The following is a 23,123-nucleotide window of genomic DNA, read 5'->3' as shown; positions in this document are numbered from 1 at the left end:
TACGATATTGTATACATGTATACCTTAATAGGAGGAGAAAAAATTGATTCTAAAGATAAAATTGAAGTTAGAAATCCTGCTACTGGTGAAATTATAGATTACGTTCCTTCTCTGTCGCTAGAAGATGTCAGAAAAGCTATCGATTTAGCTTATGAAGAGTTTGAAAAAATAAATAAAATAACTCCTGCTAAAAGAAGTAATTTACTCAATAATATAGCTTCAAAGATTAGAGAAAATGTAGAAGATCTTTCAAAAACTATGACATTAGAGACTGGTAGGCCAATAAAAAGTTCTAGAGCTGAAATCGAAAGAACTGCAAAAATTTTTGAACTGGCATCATCTGAACTTAGGAGAGCATTAGAAGGACAATTTATACCATTAGATCTATACGATACTCCTCCAGGTAATGAAAATAGAATAGCATTTATAAAGAGAGAACCAATTGGAGTTGTAGGTGCTATAACTCCTTTCAACTTTCCTGCAGCCAGTTTTGCACATAAAGTAGCCCCAGCTATAGCCGTAGGCAATACTGTAGTATTTAAACCGTCCTCCCTCACTCCATTAACTCAAATTAAATTAGCAGAGATAGTTAATCAGATTATCCCTAAAAGCGTAAATATAGTAACTGGAAATTCAGAAATGATAGGTAATGAGTTTGTAAAAAATAGGAAAATTTCGTTAATTACATTTACTGGTTCAGTAGAAGTAGGCTTGGCTTTAGCTAGTCAAGCAATAAAAGAAGGAAAAAGAGTAATTATGGAATTAGGAGGTAGTGACGCGATGATTATATTAGAAGATGCAGATCTAAATAAAGCTGTTAAATCTGCTTTGGTTGGAAGATTTGATTTTGCAGGACAATTCTGCAACGCTACCAAAAGAATAATAGTAAGAAAAGAAATTGAAAAAGAGTTTAGTAATAAGCTAGTCGAAGCAGTGAGAAAGTTAAAATCCGGAGATCCATTATCTGAAGACGTTGATATTCCTCCTTTAATTTCAAATCAAGCAGTGATGAGAATGAAAGAGTTTTTACAGAATGCAGAAAAGGAAGGAGGTCAAGTTATTTTCAAAGGCACAGTACCATCTATAGGATATTACTTTCCTCCTACAGTAATTAAATTATCTAAAGATTCTAATGCAAGGATATTAAAGGAAGAAGTATTTGGGCCAATATTACCTATAGTATCTGTAGATAGTGACGATGAAGCAGTAAAAGTAGCTAACTCTACTGAATATGGCTTAGATGCATCAGTATTTACTTCTAATTTTAGTAGAGCATACGATATAGCCAGTAAATTAAAAGCAGGAACAGTAATAATTAATGACACTACTAGGCTTAGATGGGATAATTTACCATTTGGTGGAGTTATGAAAAGTGGTATAGGAAGAGAAAGTATTATAAATACTATGTTAGAAATGACTGAACAGAAGTTAGTTGTCTATTCTAGGTGAATAAATATGAAAATAACTGATGTAAAAGTCTATTTAGTTAATGCTGTATGGAGAAATTTTACAATTGTAAAAATAGATACTGATGATGGAATATCAGGTTATGGAGAAGGAACTATGGGTGATTTTGAAAAAACTATAGAAGCAGCAGTTTATGACTTTAAACCGTTCTTAATTGGAAGAGAAGTAAATCCAAACGAAATATACAACTTCTTATATAGGCATTTCTTCTGGAGAGGTGGTCCAATACTCATGTCAGCTATAAGTGCCATAGAACAAGCATTATGGGATATTTTAGGTAAAAGTGTTAATAAACCCGTTTATGAACTGCTTGGAGGTAAAACGAAAGATTCTGTTAGAGTATATGCTAATGGATTTATCTCTGGTGATAGGAGTCCAGAAGAATTTGCAAATGCAGTAAGAAAAGTCGTAGATCAAGGATTTAATGCAGTAAAATTGGATCCTTTTGGATCTTCTGGACCACAAGCTAGCAGAGATGATATAGAAAAAGCTAAAAGTAGACTTAAGGCAATAAGGGATGCAGTAGGATATAATATTGATGTTATGCTAGATGCACATGGAAGATTTAATACTGCATCAGCAGTTAAGATGATAAATGAAATATCAAAATATGAGCCTTATTGGGTAGAAGAGCCTGTACCAGAGGAGGATATAGAAGCGTTAAAGAACGTAAAAGATAAATCTCCTATAACTATAGCTAGTGGGGAAAGAATTGTAAACAAATATAGGTATAGGGAATTTTTAGAAAAGAGAGCAGTTGACATAATTCAACCTGATGTTTGCCATGTAGGTGGAATAGAAGCATTAAAAGAAGTAGGTAATATGGCAGAAACTTATTATATATCTGTAGCACCTCATAATCCTAACGGTCCAATAGCAACTGCAGCAACATTAAATCTTATGTTAATTTTAAACAATTCGTTAATTATGGAATACTGGATTGATGCAGAAACTGTTAGAAGATCATTAATTAAGGAATACTTTAACGTTAAAAATTCCTATATTCACCCTAGTGATAAGCCAGGATTAGGTATAGAGGTAAATGAAGAAGCACTTAGCAGATATCCATACAAGAAACTGCACTTAGAGTATTTCAGTAAGGATTATAAATATTATGGAGATATAAATCCTAATGTTTCTTAAGATTATCAAGGAATATTTCGATTATATGTTATACAGAGTTTTTATCGTTTAACTTTAGAAATTAATATTAAAAAAGTTATATAGTTTCCATTAATAGTTTAAAACTTCTTTTGTCTAGTCTATCTAATTGTATTTCATATAAGTTATCATTTTTATCAATTAAAATAATTTTTGAATCTAATACTACTATATTTCTTCTTCCAGAAGTATATGTTTTTATTTTTCCTTTATTAGTAGTTATATTCCATTCTAATTGGTCTCCTTTTATATTAATTTCATTAATTTTCTCTACTTGGAATATTAAATTATTATAAGCTATAGCAGTTTCAAGATTTTTACGTGAATTAATATCTAGTTTTGTATAATCTCTCATTAGAAATATTTCATGATTTTCTTGATCATAAAAGCCTATAAATTTTGAGTTAGTTATAGGGAATAACATTTTAGGTATTAGGTTTTCATAAAATATTCCGTTATACCTTACATTTACTGCACTTCTTCTGTTTGATGGTTCTATTTTTATGTCTCTTACATCATCTATCAGATTAATTTTCTCGTCATCATATTCAATATTTCTTTCCGTAGAAATATTTTCTTCATTAATTTGTTCTTTAAACATGGAGTAGAAAGCTCCATCTTTTTTATTTAATAGATCATTTGGTTTTCCTTCTTCCACTATTTTTCCATTACTTAATACGAATATTTTATCTGAATTCATTACTTCATGTACATTATGGGTAACTAGTATTACTGTCTTATTCTTTGATACGTTCATCATAGCTTTGTAAACTTCTCTTTCACTTATTATATCTAAACTAGATGTAGCTTCATCGAAAATTAGAACATCTGGATTTTTTATAATAGCTCTTGCAATACTTAATCTCTGTCTTTGTCCTCCAGACAAATAAGTACCCCTTTCTCCCAATATAGTATCATACATAAATGGTAATTTTAAGATCTCATCGTGAATTTTAGCTATTTTGCATGCTTTAATTATTTCTACCTCATTGATATCGTCACTTCCATACGCTACATTATAACCAACAGTAGTATCAAAAAGTACTACGTCTTGAGGAACGTAAGCTATTTTTCTCCTAAGATAATCTAAATCTATTTCTCTAATATCTACTCCTCCAATAAGTATTTTTCCTTGGTTTACATCATAAAATCTTAAAAGTAATTTAGCTATTGTACTTTTTCCTGAACCACTTTTGCCTACTATTGCAACTTTCTCTTTAGGTTTTATTACCATGTTTACGTCTTTTATAACAGGAAAATGAGGATCATAGCCAAATGATACGTTTTCTAATACAATTTCAGCAGGCATTTCTGGTTTTTTAGGATTTTCCGGATTAGTTATTTGGGGTTTAGTTTCTAAAACTTCTCTTATTCTTTCTGCCGAAGTTAGGGATTGTTGAATAAATGGTAAAACATTACTTAAATTATTAATAGGTCCATAAAATTGTGAAATATATGCTATAAACGCAGTTATTACACCGAGTTGGATTATTCCAGATATTACCTCATGACCTCCTATCCACCATATTAATATAGTAGAAATATTAACTATAAAACCCATCAGTGGCCAATACGTTGCATTCATTTTATTTATTGTAACATTAGATTCGTATAATTTATCTAACATTTCTCTTAGTTTTTTGGATTCGTATTCCTCTTTTGAAAACGATCTTACAACTATAAAGTATGGAATAGTATCGTTTATTTTTGATGTAATATCAGCGCTTCTTCTCCAATTTCTATGATACAATCTATGAGATTTTTTCCTATATATTATTATCATATAGATAATAATTGGAATAGGTATGAGTATAAACATAGCTAAAGTAGCATCTAAAGTAAAGAGTATTACACCAATTCCTATTATAGTAAATAAGTTAGTAAGTAATGTAGGCAATCCCCAAACTAGTAACCAGTTAGTATTTCCAGCATCTGTAGTTAACCTAGATAAAATTCTACTAGGCGAAATTCTTTCTATAAAAGAATAATCATGTTTAATTGAATGAGCATATAATTTGTCCCTTAAATCGTTTATTATTTTAGAACCCAAATTATTTAAAGTTCTATTTTGTATTGAAGTTATTAATGCTAAAAAGGAATATGATAAAGTTAAGAAGACTATTATGTTTATGTACAAACTTGTAGAATACTTAGGTGAAAGCAATACACTATCTATTAAAATTTTAAGTAAATAAGGAGGAACTAAATTTAATCCAGTAGTTATTAAAGAAAGTATAGCACCTATTATTAACGTCTTCCTATATTTAGAAGCAATATTCCAAAGCCATTTTATTGTACTCATGCTAGCTTTAGAATTTTCGTCATCTTTATCGCTAATTTCTATTTGCTCATTTTTGTTAAAACCATCTATTACCTTCTTAAATAACTCTTCTTTTTTCTTAGTAAAATATGCTATTTCGAAAATTTTGTTATCAGAAGATATACCTATTAACTTATCTATTGTTATGCCTGATTCTAATGATAATTTAACTATATTATTATAGTGGGAAACAAGATTATTGTCTTCGTAAACGTTTATCTCATTTCTATTTATCTCAATTGTTTCTTCTTTTAAGTTTAGATTTCTATCTACGTCAGTTTTAACTTTAATGTTGAACTTGATAGCCTCCGTAGCTTTTTTCATATCAACATGGTCTAGAGAAGAAAAATAAAAGGATTTCCTAACAACTAGAATCTTAAAAAAGGGCCTATCCCAACGAATTCACCATAGACAATTCGTAAAGTTATTTTAGTTAATTTATTTGGTTAATAATTATTTGTTTAGATAAAATATTATTTATAATAATTTGTCCTTATTCTTTCTATAAAAAAGAAACACAACTAAGTTAAGTGCCTTATATTTATAATGCTTAAATATTCGCCCTAGAGAAAGATATAAGGTAAATAAAATGATAGGATTTCCTAACAATTTTAAGTTTGGTTGGTCACAATCTGGATTTCAATTTGAGATGGGTAGTTCAAATTCTGAAGATCCTAATACTGATTGGTACGTTTGGGTTCATGATAAAGAAAATATAATGTCTAGAATAGTTAGTGGGGATTTTCCAGAAGATGGTGCTAATTATTGGGAGAATTATAGAATTTTTCATGATAACGCTGAAAGAATGCATTTAAAAATAGCTAGATTAGGTATTGAATGGTCAAGAATATTTCCTAAACCCCTACCAAAACCTAAGGATTTTAAGGAAAATGAGGAAGACATAACAGAAGTTGAAATAAATGAAAATATATTAAGAGAAATAGATCACTATGCTAATAAGGATGCAATAACTCATTATAGAGAGATATTTAAAGATATTAAGAATAGAGAAATCCATCTTATATTGAATTTATATCACTGGCCTCTACCACTCTGGCTACATGATCCAATTAGAATAAGAAATGGAGATCTTACTGGACCTATGGGATGGTTAAGTACTCGTACAGTTTACGAATTTGCAAGATTCTCTGCATACGTAGCATGGAAATTCGATGATTTAGTAGACTTATACGTTACAATTAATGAGCCTAATGTGGTTTGGGGTAATTCATTTATTCCTTCAATAAAGGCAAACTTGGAATTGAGAAAAAAGGCTTTCTATAATCTTGTCCAGGCGCACGCTAGAGCTTATGATGCGATAAAAAATATTTCAAAGAAATCTGTGGGAATAGTTTATGCTAATACCTCATTTCAGCCTGCAAGTGAAAATGATATTGAGGCTGTAGAAATTGCAGAGTATGAAAATAGATGGATGTACTTTGATGCTATAATAAGGGGCGAAATTAAAAAACAAGAAAAAATAATTAGAGAAGATTTAAAAAACAAAGTAGATTGGATAGGAGTAAATTATTACACAAGAACTGTTGTAAAAAAGATTGAAGACGGGTATACGAGAGTAAACGGTTATGGTCATAGTTGTGGACCTAACTCTGTAAGTCCCTCAGGATTTCCGTGTAGTGACAACGGATGGGAAGTAGCACCAGAAGGATTGTACGATGTGCTCGTTAAATATTGGAATAGATATCATATTCACATGTATGTTACAGAAAATGGTATTGCTGACGATATGGATTATTTGAGACCTTACTCTTTAGTTTCTCATATCTATCAAACGAATAGAGCCATAAATGAAGGAGCTGATGTTAGGGGATATATGCATTGGTCTATCTCAGATAACTATGAGTGGGGAGTAGGTTTCTCAATGAAATTTGGTTTATTGAAAGTTGATTTTCCTACTAAAAAATTATATTGGAGGCCATCAGCGTTCGTCTATAGAGAAATAGCCAAAAATAACGGAATAACAGACGAATTAGAATTTTTGAACAGAATACCTCCAGTTCAATTATGTCGTTGTAAGAAGGAACTATAGCAAATTCTTCTACTTAAATACGATAAATATTTAATTAAAACGCAATATCAAATAATATGATGTCAACTATTCTGAGATCGACAATAAATGTATCCAATGTTTCTTGACAATTTAGTGACTAATAATATAAAACTAGCTGAAAATATAATTTTTATGCTCTTAAGTTCTTATCATATTAAGAATTTCGTATTAGATAATTAACTAGATAGTTTTTATCTAAATTCTTAGTATTCTTTAAATTCCTCGTTCAAAGGCACATTAAATAACTGTACTTCTTTAGCGTAAACATAATTTCTGCATTTGCTGATTTAACATTATTAGGAATTTCATATTTTGAGTAAAGTAAGAATATATATATAAGATAAGTTAATTATATATAATGACTATAATTAAACCAATACTACTTCCTCAAAAAATACAAAATAATGAAATTAAAGGTGGCGTAGGAACACCATATATAATTTATGATGTCAAGAGAGATAAGCATTGGCTATTATTCACAGGATGGAATGATCCAATTGGACTTAAAAGAGAAGGTTTTGTTGCACCCATAGATGATTCCATGAATGTTGATCTTAGTGCTTTAATAAAAATATTACCGTCAGATTTTCCAGAAAATGTAAATTATAGTAATAATGCAGTAAGAGGATTTTATAATGAAGCTAAAGATGAGTTTTATATTACTTCGAGCCATGGAAAGAACTTATATTTTCTAGTTTTTGATAGTAACTGGAAATTAAAAGGATATAAGAACCTTATTAATGACTTTAATAAAGATTCTGGTTTAGCTATAAGGCCAACTGGAGCTTATCTTAACATAAAAGATGCTATAGCAGTAAGTCCTTCCAATGAATTCTCTAGTTTAGAATTATATGTAATTAGAAATGTAGATGATTTTGAAAAACTAAATATTGAAGACTGGGGAAAAATAGGAGCATCCTGGGGTAAGTCTAATGATGTATTAGATTTTACATTAATTCCAAGATTTCAAATATTTGTTGAGGCTACTCCTATGTCAAAATGGCTTTTACAAACTTATGTAGGCCCTAGTATGGATGAAGTATTTTCTGATAATATTTCATCAATAGATGCATTTAAAAATGTAAGTTTTCTTCAAGGGTCTCTTATGCCTCTCTTAGGATTAGATGATTCGTTTACTCAAGTAGGACATCCGCATTATACTACTGAGCCAGATGGGAAACCTAAACTTCTTTTTGCATCATTTAGAGATACGTATAGTTCTAGACCTGATACTGGAAAGGAAGGGTATACTCATGAAATATGGATGGAGTATGTCGATAATACTATATTTGATCCAAAAAGTTACAATGAATTGAGGGGTAAATTTAAAGGGACAGAGAGTAGGTGGTTTTATCTACCTAACGTACGTAAGCTGTTCATTTCTATAAATAATGATGCAAAACTTATCCTTAAAACAGCATTTGATGACAAAAATACAGAAAGTTTAGAAATTAAAAAAGGTATAAATACTATAGAAAATCCAGTAAACTGGGTTAAGATCTCTTCCCAAAACGAGATAGATGCAATTATTAAAGCAGTTTTTTAATCTAGTATATTTTAAAAAATAATTTCACTTTTTCTTTTTTCAGAAATTTTTTGTGTTATGATTCTTATTTTACTGGTTTACAATAACTTATATTCAAGAGGAACTACGCTCTCTATCTTCTATCATTTTTTCTGCTAATTTTCTTAGTTCTACTCTTCTTAATTTTCCTGTCACTGTCTTTGGTAAATCGTCAACAAAGAATATGAATCTAGGATAAGCGTATGTAGCTAGCTTATTCTTTACAAAAGTTTTTATCTCATTTTCGAGATTAATATCAGGCTTATATCCTTCTTTAGGTACGATAAAAGCCACAATTATCGATCCTCTTATTTTATCTTGGATATCGACTACAGCACAAGAAGCAACTGATGGATGCTTACTTATTTCGTTTTCTATCTCCAGTGCACTAAGTCTGTAACCAGATACTTTTACTATATCGTCTTTTCTTCCTACAAATTTAATATAACCTTCATTATCTATATATCCCATATCTCCAGTGAATAGGATATTATTTTTTATCTTCAATTTAGTAGCATCTGGATTCTTATAATATTCAATCATTGCACTAGGATCTGGGAGTTTTATCGCTATTTCTCCTATAGTATTAGTTACTTCTTTTCCTTCTTCATCTAAGATTAATACTTTATGGCCTGGACATTCTGGACCTGTATATTCTGGCTTTACTTTCATTATTAATGGAGAATTACATATTACCAAATTAGCTTCTGTTTGTCCATAAATTTGGTTTAAATCTGTATTCATATTATTTTTTGTCCAAGTTATCAAATCTGGATTAACTACTTCTCCACCACTTATTATAGCTTTTAATTCTAAATTATATTTTTTAACTTCATTTTCATGGTTTTTAAGCATTCTAATTGCAGTAGGAACCATGAATGTTCCATTCACTTTATAGTTCTCTAACACATCTAAAAAATCTATAGGATCAAATTTACCTTGTCTTTTATATGTAATTACAGTATTGCCGTAATATAAGGCTGGAAGTACTAAATCACCTAAACCTCCTATCCATGCCCATTCAGCTGGCGTTATAAATATTTCTTTTTCTTTTGGGAAATCTAATGAAATCTGCCATGCTGGTAAATGCCCTAGAATCCAGCTTTTAGGCAGTAAGACTCCTTTTGGCTCTCCAGTAGTTCCTGATGTATAGAATAAATGTATTGGTTCATTCTCTTTAACCTCATTATATTCTATGATACTTACTTTTTCTATATCATCATAATTATAATCTCCTCCATCATCGCTTACTATTATTGTATTATAAACTTCTTTAATTTTCTTTACGTACTCTGACGTAGTGAAAACTACTGATGCTTTACTATGATTTAATCTAAACTTTATTGCATCAGTTCCAAATAATATACTCATAGATAGATAAATACTACCATTCTTATAAGATCCTAGCAATGCAGAAAGCAAATTGAAGCCTTGAGGTAACATTCCAGCTACTATATCTCCTTTTTTAACTCCTAATTCTTTGAGAAATTTTGAAACACCATTACTCCTTTCTTTAATTTCTTGATATTTTATTTCTTTGCTATCTTCTATTAGAGCTATACCACTATTTTCATCAACACTTTCAATGAAGTTGAATTTTTGAGGCCAAACAAAATTTTTTCTTATTTCCTCATATGTGCTACCAAATACTCTTATATCAAATTTATTTTTACTCTTGATCATAATTAAGGTATATTGTAATGATTGTTTTTAACTCTTTCTCTTTTTAATATTTTTTATAAAAAATAAAACAATAAAATCTTTAATATAGCAATAATAAATAATTAGAATCTTTATTAGCTATTATAGTAAAAACGTTTTTAATTAAATTAGAGTTCAAAAGATACATATAAAGTATTAGAAGACATTGTAGAATAAAGTTTCTGCTGATTTGATCTATATAGTTAAAGACATATAGTTTTTATCTATAATTAAAATTGAAAATAAGTTATATAACTAATAATATTTGCTACATGAAAAGCATATATTTTATGTTTTTAAAAAAGAGAGGAAGTATATAATCAACTATTAATTTGACCAAATAATTTTTCTTTTATGAAAGAGGTTATAGGTAAATACGTGATAACTACTGATACTAAAGACTTAACTAATCTATTGAATTTCCTAACAAAGTACAACGTATCAGCGTATAATTATAAACTAAGCTATTTGAACGGTAAAATTTCTATAAGAATTAAGATTTCCAATAACGTATTTCTATCTATTCAAGGGTTAACAATCAATAGTGCTGAGTCTATTATTTCATATGTTTCTGACTCTAAATACTTTATAGAATTTGATAATGTGAAACCAGACGAAAATATTATAAAATTTTTGAATAATCTTAATTTTCCTGCATCTTCAGAGTTTCATGTTTTAAATAATAATACTATAATATGTTACATAGAAGGATACAGATGTAAGATAAATAAAATAGAAATATTGAAAGCATTAGCTAGAGACTTTCGTAAAATTAAAGCGTTATTTCCTCCTTTAAATTTAGGTTATTTATCAACTGAGAATGTATTATGTGAAATAGGATTAAAAGCAAATGGAATAAGAAATTCCAAGATATTAGAACAGTGTAAGATATGCGAAATTAATAACGATGGATCAGTAAAAATTGACAATTTTATTATTAAACAAGGAAAGATATATAATGCAGGTAAAGAAATTACTAGGAAGGAATTTTATTCCATATATACGTAGTAAGTTTCAAATAATTCATGTTATAAAATATATAGCATAATTAGAGATTAATTTGAAGCCCATGGCAAATTATAATTATTGAGAGAACAAATATATACAGAATAAAAATTATTTTCAAGCAGAAATAAGAGTGTTAGTACAAGTAATGGATGCAGTTATCACTTAACATATCGTGCTCTACTTAATATAAACAAGGATATAGATATTTATTAATTAATTATGACTGTAAATTATTCAATAGTTAACCTTCTTACATTTAATGTTTCAAGATATTAAAAAAAGGAAAAAATAAATAATCTTAATGTAGTGAAGATATCAATAACCTAATCAGTAAGTATTACTTATTATTTAAGGAAAAAGACTTTTTATATTCTTATAATTATTCGTTATTATGAATATATTATTAGATAAAATTTTTGTAAAAAATGATATCATTCCAAAACTAATGTATTCCACTAAGAATTACCAAGAATATGATGTATTTAATACTAGAATCTATATAGATCACGGAATAGGTATTTCTTCAGAAGCTTCTTTTACTAAAGCTGAGATCAAACTTGAACCATATGAAACTTTTCTAGGTTTAACTATACTTCCTATAGTGAATTACGATAAAGCTTATACGTATTTTCCACAAATGTATGCTTTTGATAGAAGTGATGTCAATGAACCTAATATTAAATACCCATTTTTTAGAAACGTTAAGGATTTAAATGAACTTAATTCGTTATATCCTTGTTGGGCGTATCCTTATACTTCCAAAGATTCTAAAAATGTAGCTTATTACACTACAGCATTGTTAACCAAAAGAGAAGATAAATATTATACTTATCTAGTAGCTAGTAATAATGGAGTATTAGCTTCATTGAAAGATAATCTAACTTTAGTTCTAGAAGGAAAATATAATCCAGATAAAATTGCTTGGGTATTATTTATAGGTGAATCTGATGATCCATACGCTTCAATAAGAAACTCCTTTGAGAGTATGGCTAGTAAATTGCCGGTAAAATTAAGAGAAACCAAAAGAAAGCCTAGAATAATTGGAAAACTCGGTTGGTGTTCTTGGAATGCCTTCCTTACAACATTAGACTCGGAAAAAGTAACTAATACAGTTAGAAAAATAGAAGAGAAAGGAATTAGATTCGGTTTTATAATAATAGACGATGGATATCAGAAATTAGATGAAAATAAAGCCCTTTCATCTATATTTGATCCTGCAAAGTTTCCTTCCGGATTTCCAGAATTTAATGAACTAGGAATATGGCATACTATAAACATTTACTGGAATGGATACACGGAAGAATTTAAAAAGGAATTAAAAGAAGGATTAAAAACAGGTAATACTTATGTTCCTCCAGAAGATTTAGAGAAAGGATTAAAAGCCTTCAATACATTCCATAGAAATTTGAAAAAAGTAGCTAAAACATTATCATTCATAAAAGTAGATAACCAATGGAGTGTAAGAAAATTTTACTCTTATCCAGAAAATGTAATATTAGCAGTTCAACTTTCAGCATATTTAGAAGACCTAGAAGTCTTAAGCTGTATGTCAATGACACCAGAATGCTATACTAATTATTTTTACAGCAATATTATGAGAACTTCAAATGATTATTTACCAAATTCTAAGACAGGAACTAAATTACATATCCTATTTAATGCATACAACTCACTCTTCTTTAATAACATTGTTTATCCGGACTACGATATGTTTTCTTCTTATGATATTGACGCATTACCTCATTTAGTCTCCCGTATATTTAGTGGAGGACCAGTTTACATAACAGATAGAGATCCGGAAAGAACAAATATAAGTTTACTAAAGAAGATAATTATTAAAGATAGTATTACTACAGTAGATTATCCCGCTATCATAACTAAAGATTTAATTTTCAAAAACCCTTACGAGGAAGACGTTCTTCTAAAATTAGCATCAAAAGCCAATAACATCCCTGTTATAGCTTTCTTTAATGTTAATAAAGATAGCAAAAAGATTAAAGACACAATAACGCTAAAAGATCTACCTTATCATGTAAGCGAAGAATCATTAATGTATTATAAAGTAATTGCGGAAGAATATGGAAATTTTAGCGATCTAAAGGTAGAATTAGATGAAAATCAAGCTGAAATCGTAATTCTAGCTAAAAAAGGAACAAAGATCGGATTAAAAGAGTTCTTATTACCTCCTGCTACAATGAAAGATGAGACTCCATTAACTTCAGGTACTCTAATAATACTAGACGATCCAATTAAAGAAGTACAAGTAAATTTATAACTATCCTTTTTTGATTGCAATAAGCCTTTCAGTTAATATAAATATCATAAATGCATTAAATGAAAATACTAGCAAGGTACACATAATTAGCCTTATTATTAAACTAACGCAATTCTTACTGAAGAAAAATTACCATAATTCTACTTGAACACATTAAAAACAAATATTATAATTTTATTTTCAATACTAACTATATTTATTCATTTATTGCTCTATAGAAATTGTGTAACGCCAATTTATTTTATCCCTTATGTAAAGCGTTTAAGTAACTAAAGAAACTTTCAACAAATTCCTACAAAAATAAGTTACATATATCCTAAAGTAGTTATTAGTGATTCAATACTATGTACATATTCTCGGATGATGGTATACCTTGATATAGAGAGTATACCTTAATATGGTGGTGATATACTATAATGTATGCGAAAAGTAGGTATTTTAAGCCAGGCTTGGAGAAGAGACAAAATAAATGAACTAAAAGAAGTAGCTGAAAAGGCTGGTAAAATAGGATATAAAGAGATTTGGTCTGGAATAAATGCAAATTATATTGAAGGCATAAAAGAAATATCTAGTATAGCTATGAAGTATGATATGTATTTTTTTGTAGATATTAATCCAGATATATTGAAATCTTTTAATGCATCTCCATCAGATTTAAGGATTTTTAAAGAGCTTAACGTAGGAGGCCTTAGAGCTGATTATGGATTTTCTGAGGATGAATTAATAAAAATGGCTAATAACGACTTAGGATTAAAAATTGATTTGAACGCAAGTATATTTCCAGTAGATAGATTAGATCATTTAATCAAACAAGTTAAAGATATAGAAAATCTTAAGGCTAGTCATGATTTTTATCCGATAAAGTATACGGCTTTATCACTAGAATCAACAATTAGTAAATCTAAAGAATTTAAGAGCAGAGGAATAGAAGTAGCAGCTTTCGTGCCTACACCTAGAGGAGAAGGGAGAACTACTACTGAAACTATTAGAGGAAAACCTCCTGGAAAAGGAGCATCTATTTTATTTAACACTAATTATATAGATAGAATAATTTTAGGAGATCCATTTCCTACTGATGAAGAATTAATCGAAGTATATGAAGCTAAAGATAAGACTAAACTACATGTTATTGTTTACCCTGGCATTACGGATGAAGAAAAGAAAATTTTCAGTACTTTTAATGATGTAAGAGTAAAAGAATATGCATTAGCTCTAAATATACTAAAAGAAAATAAAATAACTAAAAGAAATATAGTAAGAAGATTTAAAGGATGTGTTAGTGTTATGAATGGAAGAAGTGATGTAGTAGAAGTATGGATATTCAAAAAAGATGTAGAAGCCGATGATAGATTTAATGTAATAGGTGAAGTCGATCCAGAAGATATGGACATGTTAGATTATATAGGAGAAAGAATTAGCGTACAGCTTATTCCAAAATATATGGAGTAAAAGATATTTGCGTATTTAGTCTTAATATACAGTAGAGGAAAAACAAAAATTTGCTAAAGGAAAATAAAGATAAAAATTACTTTTTTACAAATGACCATATAGATGCGTTCCCTATATAGTGATCTAAATATCCATCTAAAGGTTCTGGATTTCCATCTCTGCTATTAATTCTCGATGGTTGATTCCATACTATACCTTTAGAAATTAAATTATCCCATTCTTTCTTCAATATCTCTAACCATTTTTCTTTATTTCTCTTATATCCTAGCCAGCTTATTGCAAAAACTAATCTTGGCCATGAAGAGTATGCTTGAGTCCATTTTTCTACTACTTCTCCATTTTCTTTTACCATATTTGGCGTGCAATAAGGAGAAACTTTTCCATTTATTTCTAAGATATAATTTAATGCAAAAGATATCTTTTCTTCATCTATTATTTTTTCTAAATCAAGTAGTTCAACCCACCATTCTCCTAGAATCTGAGCAGAAAAGACAAACTTTTCTTCAATATCAGTCCATGGAATAAAGTATTTGCCATTAAATAATGAAGAGTAAACTTTTCGTGCTTTTTCTAATAATTCATTTATAAAATCTTTGTTTTCTTTATCATTAAGTATAATTGCCATTTCTCTTAGAGCTATTAAGGACGCTATATACACGGATGTGGTATAACTATCTATACCCTTTATTCTAGTAACATCAAATCCACTATCTCCGGATCCTTCTAGTTCTGGAACTCCATCATTATCCTTATCTTGTTTTAACTCCCATTTTAAAGCCTTAATTGCAAAAGGATATAATTCTCTTAAAAATTCTTTGTCTCCAGTAAATTTAAAATATCTATAAATTAATAAAATAAATGTAGGATTCAGGTCTTTCCATTTTGGAGGAGAAGTAGTTCCATCTATTGGTAAGTCTAAAGAGTATAATCCCAAATCATGAGGAACATATCCATCTTCCCTCATAGCATAAGCGAATTCTCTAATTACACTTTTCTCTAAAGCTGGAAATAAGAAAAGTATAGGCAATGCACCTTCATAACATAATCCTGCTATAGTATTTATAACTGGAAAATTTTCTGGTCCTTCAAATATGCCAAATCTTCCCTTCTCATCTAGTATAGTACTACTCGAAAGGATATATGCCGAGTTAATTATTGCGTCCTTTAGCCATGGTTCAGCATCTATGTCATGCCATTTCATTGATTCTTCTTTTAACCTATCAAAATTATCTAAAAAATAATTAGCAACTTCTATTGCGTTTGAGAAATTATTATGATAGAAATATCCATAAGGGTATTGGAAGCTTTTCCCTCTGGAGTACCAACTTATTACGAATCTCACTCTATTTTCTTTATAATCGCTTATTATTATACCGGCAGGATCATCCCAAAAGCCAGTGACTTCATGCTCATCCGATTCATATTTTTCCAATAAATTCCACACTCTGTTCTGCTCGTACAAGTCCTTATAAATAAAGCTACTAAAAGCTTCTACAGCATCTACGTTAATATTATATTGTGAAATAGTTTTAGATACATTATCTCCCGTAATATATACTTCTCCTTTTCTAGGATCTAAATCTATACTTTTTGGATTTTCGAAAATAATACCACTCCCAACTCTTCTATCTCTTCTACCTATAGGAGAAGTTCCTACAATATTAGGAAAAGATAATGCAATTTTTCCACTTTTACTTCCCTTAACTTCTATTTCCATACCTACAGCAGGGATATTTGAATCTTTAATATTATTAGGTATAATAGATGAAAAAGCAGTTAAATTAACCTCTATTCCGTTCTTATTTCCCTTCAAAAAAATAAAAGGATAAACTCCTTCATATATTAAATCGTCAATCTCATAATTCTGCATATTGTAAACTTTTAACTCTTTCTCTAAAAAGAAAGAAGTAGACTCATCAGGAATTACAAATATATGAAATCCTCTCGTTGTTTTTATAGGATTAGAAAAATTTCCTAAAATAGTAACATTTATTAGTTTTCCTTTATTATTAATTTCTAATTTACCAGTTCCTATTCCGCCCAAAGGTACACCTGATTTAAGGCTATCTGTATATGAAAATCTCACCATAGCAAGTATTTTGCTTAATAGGATATAAAATTATTATATGTATGCATTACTAATAAGAATGCAATTATATTTTAGTTATATTTGCCTATCTAACTTTATGAGTAAAATTTTTCATTTTATATATAAGAATTATTGAAGAAATTAATATTTTCTATCCCCTCATCTTAAAAAGAGTCAAATATTATGATAATTAATATTTTATGATATGAAATTTTCTGAAAAATTTAGATAATCTTTAAATTAATTATTAATTACTAAATTCTGATCTAAAAACAAAAAGCTATATTTTTATTCTAGTTCTATAAAATTAATCCATGAACCATACAATCCACGCAATTACTCATAGCAAATGGGATAATTCTCTACAACCAATAATGAGCATAAGTAACGGCGATATAATAACAGTTGAAACTAAAGAAGCTTCAGACGGACAAATAAGTCCTTCATCATCAGAAAAAGATTTACGAACATTAGATTTTTCAAGAATTCATCCATTAACTGGACCGATAGAAGTAAAAGGAACAGAACCCGGAGATGCAATAGAAATAGAATTTCTTGAGTTCAAGAATAAAGGTTGGGGATGGACTGGAGTAATACCTGGATTTGGATTTTTAGTAGATGAACAATATACTTCACCAATAGATTTACAAGGGCCAGCATTAAAGATTTGGCAAATCGACGAAAAATATGCACAAGCTAAGTTTGGAGAATTAGACGTAAAAATTCCAATTTATCCATTTCCAGGCGTTATCGGGACTGCACTACCTTATCGTGGAAAATACAGTACAATTCCTCCTAGAGAAAACGGAGGAAATTTAGATATTAAACATTTGACAGTTGGTACTAAGCTTTACTTGCCAGTTTTCGTTAAAGGAGCGTTATTATCAATAGGCGATACTCATTTAGCTCAAGGCGATGGTGAAGTTTGTGGTACAGCTATTGAAGCTCCTTTAGAAGTTACTATGAAGATTAATGTTGTCAAGAATATTGGATTAACTCAACCAATTTTTGTAACCGGTAAAGTTAAGGAGATGGAGTTTAATGAATACATTGCTTATCCTGGAATAGATTCTAATTTATGGATAGCTAGTAAAAAAGCCATTAAGGGAATTATTTCCATTCTTTCAAAATATATGACTCCAGTTGAAGCTTATATGTTAGCTAGTGTTGCTGTAAATCTAAAAGTGAGCGAAGTTGTTGACGTTCCTAACTGGATAGTAACAGCTTACCTACCAAAAGACATATTAGGAAAAGAAATAGAAATTTTTTAATTAAAACTTAATTTATCTAGATCATTCAAATTGATACATGATTTTACTTATAGCAGTTTACGGAAATTAACATAGCTTAATTATTTAATGTATGATAATGAGTAACTCATGTCTTTTTAATTATATAACAAAAATAGCGTAATGTATAAATTTTCTACCTAAGAAATATAAAAATAGATAGATTAAATTAAAAGATATAAACTTAAAAAAGGTATCATTTTTTTAAAAAAGTTAGATGAAAACTAGAACTGAACTCATTATTTATTCCAAATCTTTTTAGCTTCATCAATTAGGTTTTTGGATTCTAACGAATATATTGGCGGTCTTGGAGATCCTACGTCATATCCTTGAAACGCTTTAGTTAGTTCGTAAACAGCAGAAAACTGACCATATTTCTGAGTTAGTCCTACTAATTTATTTATTAGAAGTTGAACTTCCATAGCCTTTTTCATATCTCCATCCTTTAAATATTCCCTAAGTTGAGAGAATAACTCTGGAGCATAATTGCCTGCTCCAACAACAGTACCGTCTAGGACTGACATTGAAGCTATAGCTAGTCCTTCTAAACCATTATAAACTTTCATTCCTTCAACTTCTCTGTATTTTATCGTGTGCTGAAAATCTGGATTAGTATCTTTAACTCCTGTCAAACATCCAATCTTTTTAACCATTTCCACATTTACATCCTTACCAGTAGCTCCAGGATAATTGTAAAGATATACGTCATGCTTACTTTCTTCACAGATATCCTTGAAATATAGTATAATAAATTCCTCTGGTAGAGTAAAATAATATGGGGGATATGAAGCTACAGCTAAAACGTCTTTGTCGTTTGCATACCTTACTAATTCGATAACTTCATTCATATTGAGAGAACCAACTTGAAATATTACTTTATTTGTAACGTCTAGGACAGCATCAAGCATTTCCTTCTTTTCATCTTTAGATAAAGCTGGTCCTAAACCAGTAGTACCGTTAACAAAAATTATATCAACGCCTTTCTTCAGCAAATTCCCCACGTGAGTTTTAACAGCCTCTTTATCAATTTTTCCATTATTGAAAGGAGTAAGTATAGGAACTACTATATCCATCATTTAAAATCCCTTCCATGTATTTTTAACTACCCAAACAGGTTCTTCCTTAACGTCAAGAGGTACTGGTTCAGCTTTTAATTCATCTAAAAGTTTCTCATTAACGTCAACTCCAATTCCAGGCTTATCCGAAACTTTAACGTAACCATCTTCTACTGGAGTCCCATTATAAACTAAGTCTCTTTTCCACTGTGGAAACCAATCGTAAAAGTTTTCTAAAATTACGAGATTAGGTATTGAAGCGCTTAATTGAACTGACACAGCATTCTGTATTGATCCAAAGGCATTATGAAAAGCTATTTCTATATCATTTGCTTCAGCCAATGCAGTAACTTTTCTAGCTATCGTCACACCTCCTATGTTTGTAATGTCAGGCTGTAAGATGTCAGCTAATCTGTTATCTATATAAAACATAGCTTCCTTTAAACTCACTAGCCTTTCTCCTAAAGCAACAGTTACTTTAGTAGAAGATCTATATTTCTTATATCCCTCAATGTCCTCATGATGTACTGGTTCTTCCATAAATAAAGGATTATATTTTTCTATACGGTGTGCAATTTTAATCGCTGAATTAGCGTTAAATCTACCGTGATGTTCAATCATTATATGAACTTCATCTCCTACAGCTTCCCTCACTGCCTTTACTCTTTCTTCAGCTTGTTGTAATCCTTTTTCATCAATCCAATCGTAATACTCGCCAAACGGATCGAATTTTAATCCTTTATATCCTCTCTTTACTATATCCTTAGCTTTTTCAGCGAAATCATCTGGAGTTACACAATCATTATACCATCCGTTAGCGTAAACTAAAACCTTATCCCTAAATTTACCACCCGTTAGTTTATGTATTGGAGCACCTAATTCTTTGCCTAAAATATCCCATGATGCAATGTCAATAGCTGAAGTAGCCGTAGCTGACTCAAAAGATCTAGCGAGATAAAAATCTTGCTTATACCACTCATGATAATTCTTTTCTACATCTTCAACTTCCTTTCCTATGAAAGCTTTCGATACTTGCTTAATAGCGTTATAAACTGATATTATTCTTAATGTAGGAACAGCCTCACCATATCCTACCATTCCATTCGAAGTAGTAACTTTCACTACTATCATCGAAGATGCCCATGTAGAACCTCCTTTTTCCGTAGAAGTAAGAACTATTGGCTCAATTTCTTGGATTTTCATATTTAATATTGCGTTAGTTATATCTTAAACTTTTCCATATTGTTAATTAATTTAAGTTACAGAATTAGGACTAATAAAATCGATATACAAAATCTAGAAGATATCTTATATGTTTTAAGTATAACTAGAATTTCTATCTAATCAGATCGAAAATAAAATTTTTTGATAGTTATTTTATTCATATTGTTTAAAACTATCTATTACTTATGATCATTTTATATACATTATTTATTATGATACGCATAAATAACAAGCTAATGATAAATATAAATCAAGTTATGAAATAATAAACTAAATAATTTTTAATAATAGGTAATATCCTAAAGTATTTTAAATGAAAATTAAAGTTTCATATAATATTAGAGATAAAAAAAGAAAATAACTTCTAATACAATTTTACATCATTACGTAGTATACGTGTATGTACTATAATACATCATATTATAGTAATAGCCAGTGAAAGGATCATAGACAAATCCATGAACATACGGTTGAACAAAATAGTAAGTCGAAGGAACCGGCAACCATATATAAGGAGCCATATGATACAAAATACTATAAGCCTGCCCAACCAACTCCTCCTGCTCAGTAGTATTAGTAATAAACGGCAACGTACTATACATATTCTGCAACGTAGGATTATCAACCCAAGCTAAATTACCAGAAATACCACCATCTTGTACATCAGATAATGGAATTAACTGCTGAAATACAGGATCAGGCCAATTAGGTACCCATCCTAGATCTACAAGATTAGGAGTACCAGAAGGAGTAGTCCAACCATCAGTAACACTAGCTAACACTAACTTAACACTAGTAGATATTCCAATTTGCTGCAAATCTTGAGATATTATAGTCAACTCATCCTCCTCCAACGCATTCTCAGGAGCTAAAGCATAAATATCCATAGTAGACAACTCAGTCCCACTAGTATCACCAAGCGTAGTACCATTAGGCAACACAACATAGAAATGACCCTCATAACCAGCCTCATTCAAATACTTCATAGCCAAACCCAAATTAGTAGAATACATACTCAAATTATCAGGATTATAATACCCAGGAAACTGAGGAGATATAGGACCCAAAAACTCAGAAGCCAACGTAACACCCTTATACTCAAATATCTGCAACAAAGCAGTATAATTAATAGCATACTCTAAAGCCAACCTAAAATCAGTAATATTAGTAGGAAACTCCTGAGTATTCATACTAATATACAACACTTCTGGTTGTGAACCTAGATTTACTAGTGAAGCATTTATAGGTAATTTAGAATATGGTGATGCTCCAAGTATTTGTGACAAGTATGGTACTGAAATGTATGATAATTGAGCTTTATTAGTTATGAAGTCTTCTACTCTATCCTCGTGAGATAATCCATATTGTATTACTACTTCTTTTATGTGTGCTGGTTCTGCTACTGCTGGCACGCTATGTCCTGAAGCCCAGTAGTTTGGATTTGCTTCTAAGTCTATTGTGCTTAATCCTGTAGATACGTATGTTATCACGTATGGTCCTGTTCCGTTCATTCCGTGTTCGTCTAAGTAAGTGTTTGGTGTGTTGGGTTGTACTCCTCCGTGTTCGTCAACTACTACTGGGTTGACTATTGCTCCCCACCATGCTGCTATATCATATAGGAAGAATTTGTATGGTATTAGTGTGTTTATTTCTACTTCGTATGGTCCTTTTACTACTACTGCTTGGTTTGGATATTCCATTATTTTTTGTATTGTCGCATTATTTGCGTTGAAGTTTGATAGTATTGATGCTAGTATTTTTGCTGTTAGGTTGTAGTTGTTTGCTGTTGGTAGTCCTGTTGCGTTTTGTATTGCGTTGTTTACTCCCCATGGTATTGCATATCCTGTGTTTGAGTATACTGTTGCGTTGAATAGTAGTTCTATGTAGTTTGATACTCCTGGTCCTTGTCCCATTAGTATTGTTCTATAGAGTGAGAACCATACTGTTGATGCGTTTACTTGTACTCCGTCTGGGAAGTGTATGTAGTTTCTTAGGTAGAAGTAGTAGTTTTGGTAGTTTGGTGTTGTCCAGTTTTGTGCTATTACTGGTACTAGTTGGTGGTAGTTGCTTCCGTTAAATTCTACTAGTTCTTGGAATACTGCTGTAAATAGTGGTCCGTCTTGTGTGTAGAATCCTGTTGCTGGGTCTAGTGCGTCTGGTGCTGCTGTTTGTGCTACGTCGCATAGTACGTTTGAGTTGGGTGCTGCTAGTGTGATTGTTGATACTGATACGGATGGGTGGTGTGTTGTTACTAAGTATGCTGCTGCTCCTGCTATTACTATTACGACTATTATGATTATTGCTACTGCTGCTTTGGATATTCCATAAAGTGTTTTTTTATTGACCATTTATCATCAATTAAGCTTTACTATTATTACAATATAAATTTTATGTAGATAAGACGTAATTAGTAATGTGTATATCATTTATTTCTCATGAAATACTGAATT

Annotated in this window: 14 protein-coding genes; 8 read left to right on the top strand and 6 right to left on the bottom strand. The window is 30.1% G+C overall.

The features are described from left to right. Nucleotides 1–15 precede the first annotated feature (15 nt). On the top strand, nucleotides 16–1,449 hold the full coding sequence (locus B6F84_RS04975; RefSeq protein ID WP_148691214.1) for an aldehyde dehydrogenase family protein: 1,434 nt from the start codon (nucleotides 16–18) through the stop codon (nucleotides 1,447–1,449). Nucleotides 1,450–1,455: 6 nt separating this feature from the next. After that, the gene (gene dgoD / locus B6F84_RS04970) at nucleotides 1,456–2,610 is read left to right on the top strand and encodes a galactonate dehydratase (RefSeq protein WP_148691213.1); all 1,155 of its coding nucleotides are present in this window, start codon (nucleotides 1,456–1,458) and stop codon (nucleotides 2,608–2,610) included. A 76-nt stretch (nucleotides 2,611–2,686) separates the two neighbouring features. Here dgoD and B6F84_RS04965 read toward each other — a convergent pair whose 3' ends face one another. Then, entirely contained in the window at nucleotides 2,687–5,272 is a 2,586-nt protein-coding gene (locus B6F84_RS04965) for an ABC transporter transmembrane domain-containing protein (RefSeq protein ID WP_148691212.1), read from the bottom strand. 265 nt (nucleotides 5,273–5,537) lie between these two features. Here B6F84_RS04965 and bgaS point away from each other — a divergent pair, with 265 nt between their 5' ends. Both bgaS and B6F84_RS04955 read left to right on the top strand, forming a co-directional pair. After that, nucleotides 5,538–6,998 carry a beta-galactosidase BgaS gene (bgaS, locus tag B6F84_RS04960; RefSeq protein WP_148691211.1) on the top strand — a complete coding sequence of 487 codons (1,461 nt, stop codon included), beginning with the start codon at nucleotides 5,538–5,540 and terminating at the stop codon, nucleotides 6,996–6,998. 379 nt (nucleotides 6,999–7,377) lie between these two features. Continuing rightward, on the top strand, nucleotides 7,378–8,565 hold the full coding sequence (locus B6F84_RS04955; RefSeq protein WP_236749071.1) for a hypothetical protein: 1,188 nt from the start codon (nucleotides 7,378–7,380) through the stop codon (nucleotides 8,563–8,565). A 93-nt stretch (nucleotides 8,566–8,658) separates the two neighbouring features. On the opposite strand, the gene B6F84_RS04950 is transcribed toward B6F84_RS04955, so the two are convergent. Then, nucleotides 8,659–10,266: an AMP-binding protein gene (locus tag B6F84_RS04950; RefSeq protein ID WP_148691210.1), complete on the bottom strand. Its 1,608-nt coding sequence runs from the start codon at nucleotides 10,264–10,266 to the stop codon at nucleotides 8,659–8,661. Nucleotides 10,267–10,638: 372 nt separating this feature from the next. Here B6F84_RS04950 and B6F84_RS04945 point away from each other — a divergent pair, with 372 nt between their 5' ends. From B6F84_RS04945 to B6F84_RS04935, 3 genes are all read left to right on the top strand, one after another. Beyond that, nucleotides 10,639–11,292: a hypothetical protein gene (locus tag B6F84_RS04945; protein ID WP_148691209.1), complete on the top strand. Its 654-nt coding sequence runs from the start codon at nucleotides 10,639–10,641 to the stop codon at nucleotides 11,290–11,292. Nucleotides 11,293–11,683: 391 nt separating this feature from the next. Next, nucleotides 11,684–13,567, top strand: a complete 1,884-nt coding sequence (locus B6F84_RS04940) for a Sip1-related alpha-galactosidase (RefSeq protein WP_148691208.1) — start codon at nucleotides 11,684–11,686, stop codon at nucleotides 13,565–13,567. A 420-nt stretch (nucleotides 13,568–13,987) separates the two neighbouring features. After that, the gene (locus tag B6F84_RS04935; RefSeq protein WP_148691207.1) at nucleotides 13,988–15,016 is read left to right on the top strand and encodes a MupG family TIM beta-alpha barrel fold protein; all 1,029 of its coding nucleotides are present in this window, start codon (nucleotides 13,988–13,990) and stop codon (nucleotides 15,014–15,016) included. Nucleotides 15,017–15,092: 76 nt separating this feature from the next. Here the strand turns inward: B6F84_RS04935 and B6F84_RS04930 are convergent, their stop codons facing one another. Then, nucleotides 15,093–17,105 carry a GH116 family glycosyl hydrolase gene (locus B6F84_RS04930; protein WP_148691206.1) on the bottom strand — a complete coding sequence of 671 codons (2,013 nt, stop codon included), beginning with the start codon at nucleotides 17,103–17,105 and terminating at the stop codon, nucleotides 15,093–15,095. Nucleotides 17,106–17,419: 314 nt separating this feature from the next. Here B6F84_RS04930 and B6F84_RS04925 point away from each other — a divergent pair, with 314 nt between their 5' ends. Then, nucleotides 17,420–18,376: an acetamidase/formamidase family protein gene (locus B6F84_RS04925; protein WP_148691205.1), complete on the top strand. Its 957-nt coding sequence runs from the start codon at nucleotides 17,420–17,422 to the stop codon at nucleotides 18,374–18,376. Between the two features lie 257 nt (nucleotides 18,377–18,633). Here the strand turns inward: B6F84_RS04925 and B6F84_RS04920 are convergent, their stop codons facing one another. The 3 genes from B6F84_RS04920 to B6F84_RS04910 form a co-directional block, all read right to left on the bottom strand. Then, on the bottom strand, nucleotides 18,634–19,470 hold the full coding sequence (locus tag B6F84_RS04920) for a bifunctional 2-dehydro-3-deoxy-phosphogluconate/2-dehydro-3-deoxy-6-phosphogalactonate aldolase (protein WP_187152758.1): 837 nt from the start codon (nucleotides 19,468–19,470) through the stop codon (nucleotides 18,634–18,636). After that, the gene (locus tag B6F84_RS04915) at nucleotides 19,471–20,652 is read right to left on the bottom strand and encodes a mandelate racemase/muconate lactonizing enzyme family protein (RefSeq protein WP_148691204.1); all 1,182 of its coding nucleotides are present in this window, start codon (nucleotides 20,650–20,652) and stop codon (nucleotides 19,471–19,473) included. Nucleotides 20,653–21,056: 404 nt separating this feature from the next. Continuing rightward, nucleotides 21,057–23,021 carry an ABC transporter substrate-binding protein gene (locus B6F84_RS04910; protein ID WP_148691203.1) on the bottom strand — a complete coding sequence of 655 codons (1,965 nt, stop codon included), beginning with the start codon at nucleotides 23,019–23,021 and terminating at the stop codon, nucleotides 21,057–21,059. Nucleotides 23,022–23,123: the final 102 nt, after the last annotated feature.

This window comes from Acidianus manzaensis (genome assembly GCF_002116695.1).
In the GTDB taxonomy this organism is placed as follows: Archaea; Thermoproteota; Thermoprotei_A; order Sulfolobales; family Sulfolobaceae; genus Acidianus; species Acidianus manzaensis.
The sequence above is the reverse complement of the archived record's forward strand: the minus strand, read 5'-3'. Positions and strand labels throughout refer to the sequence as shown.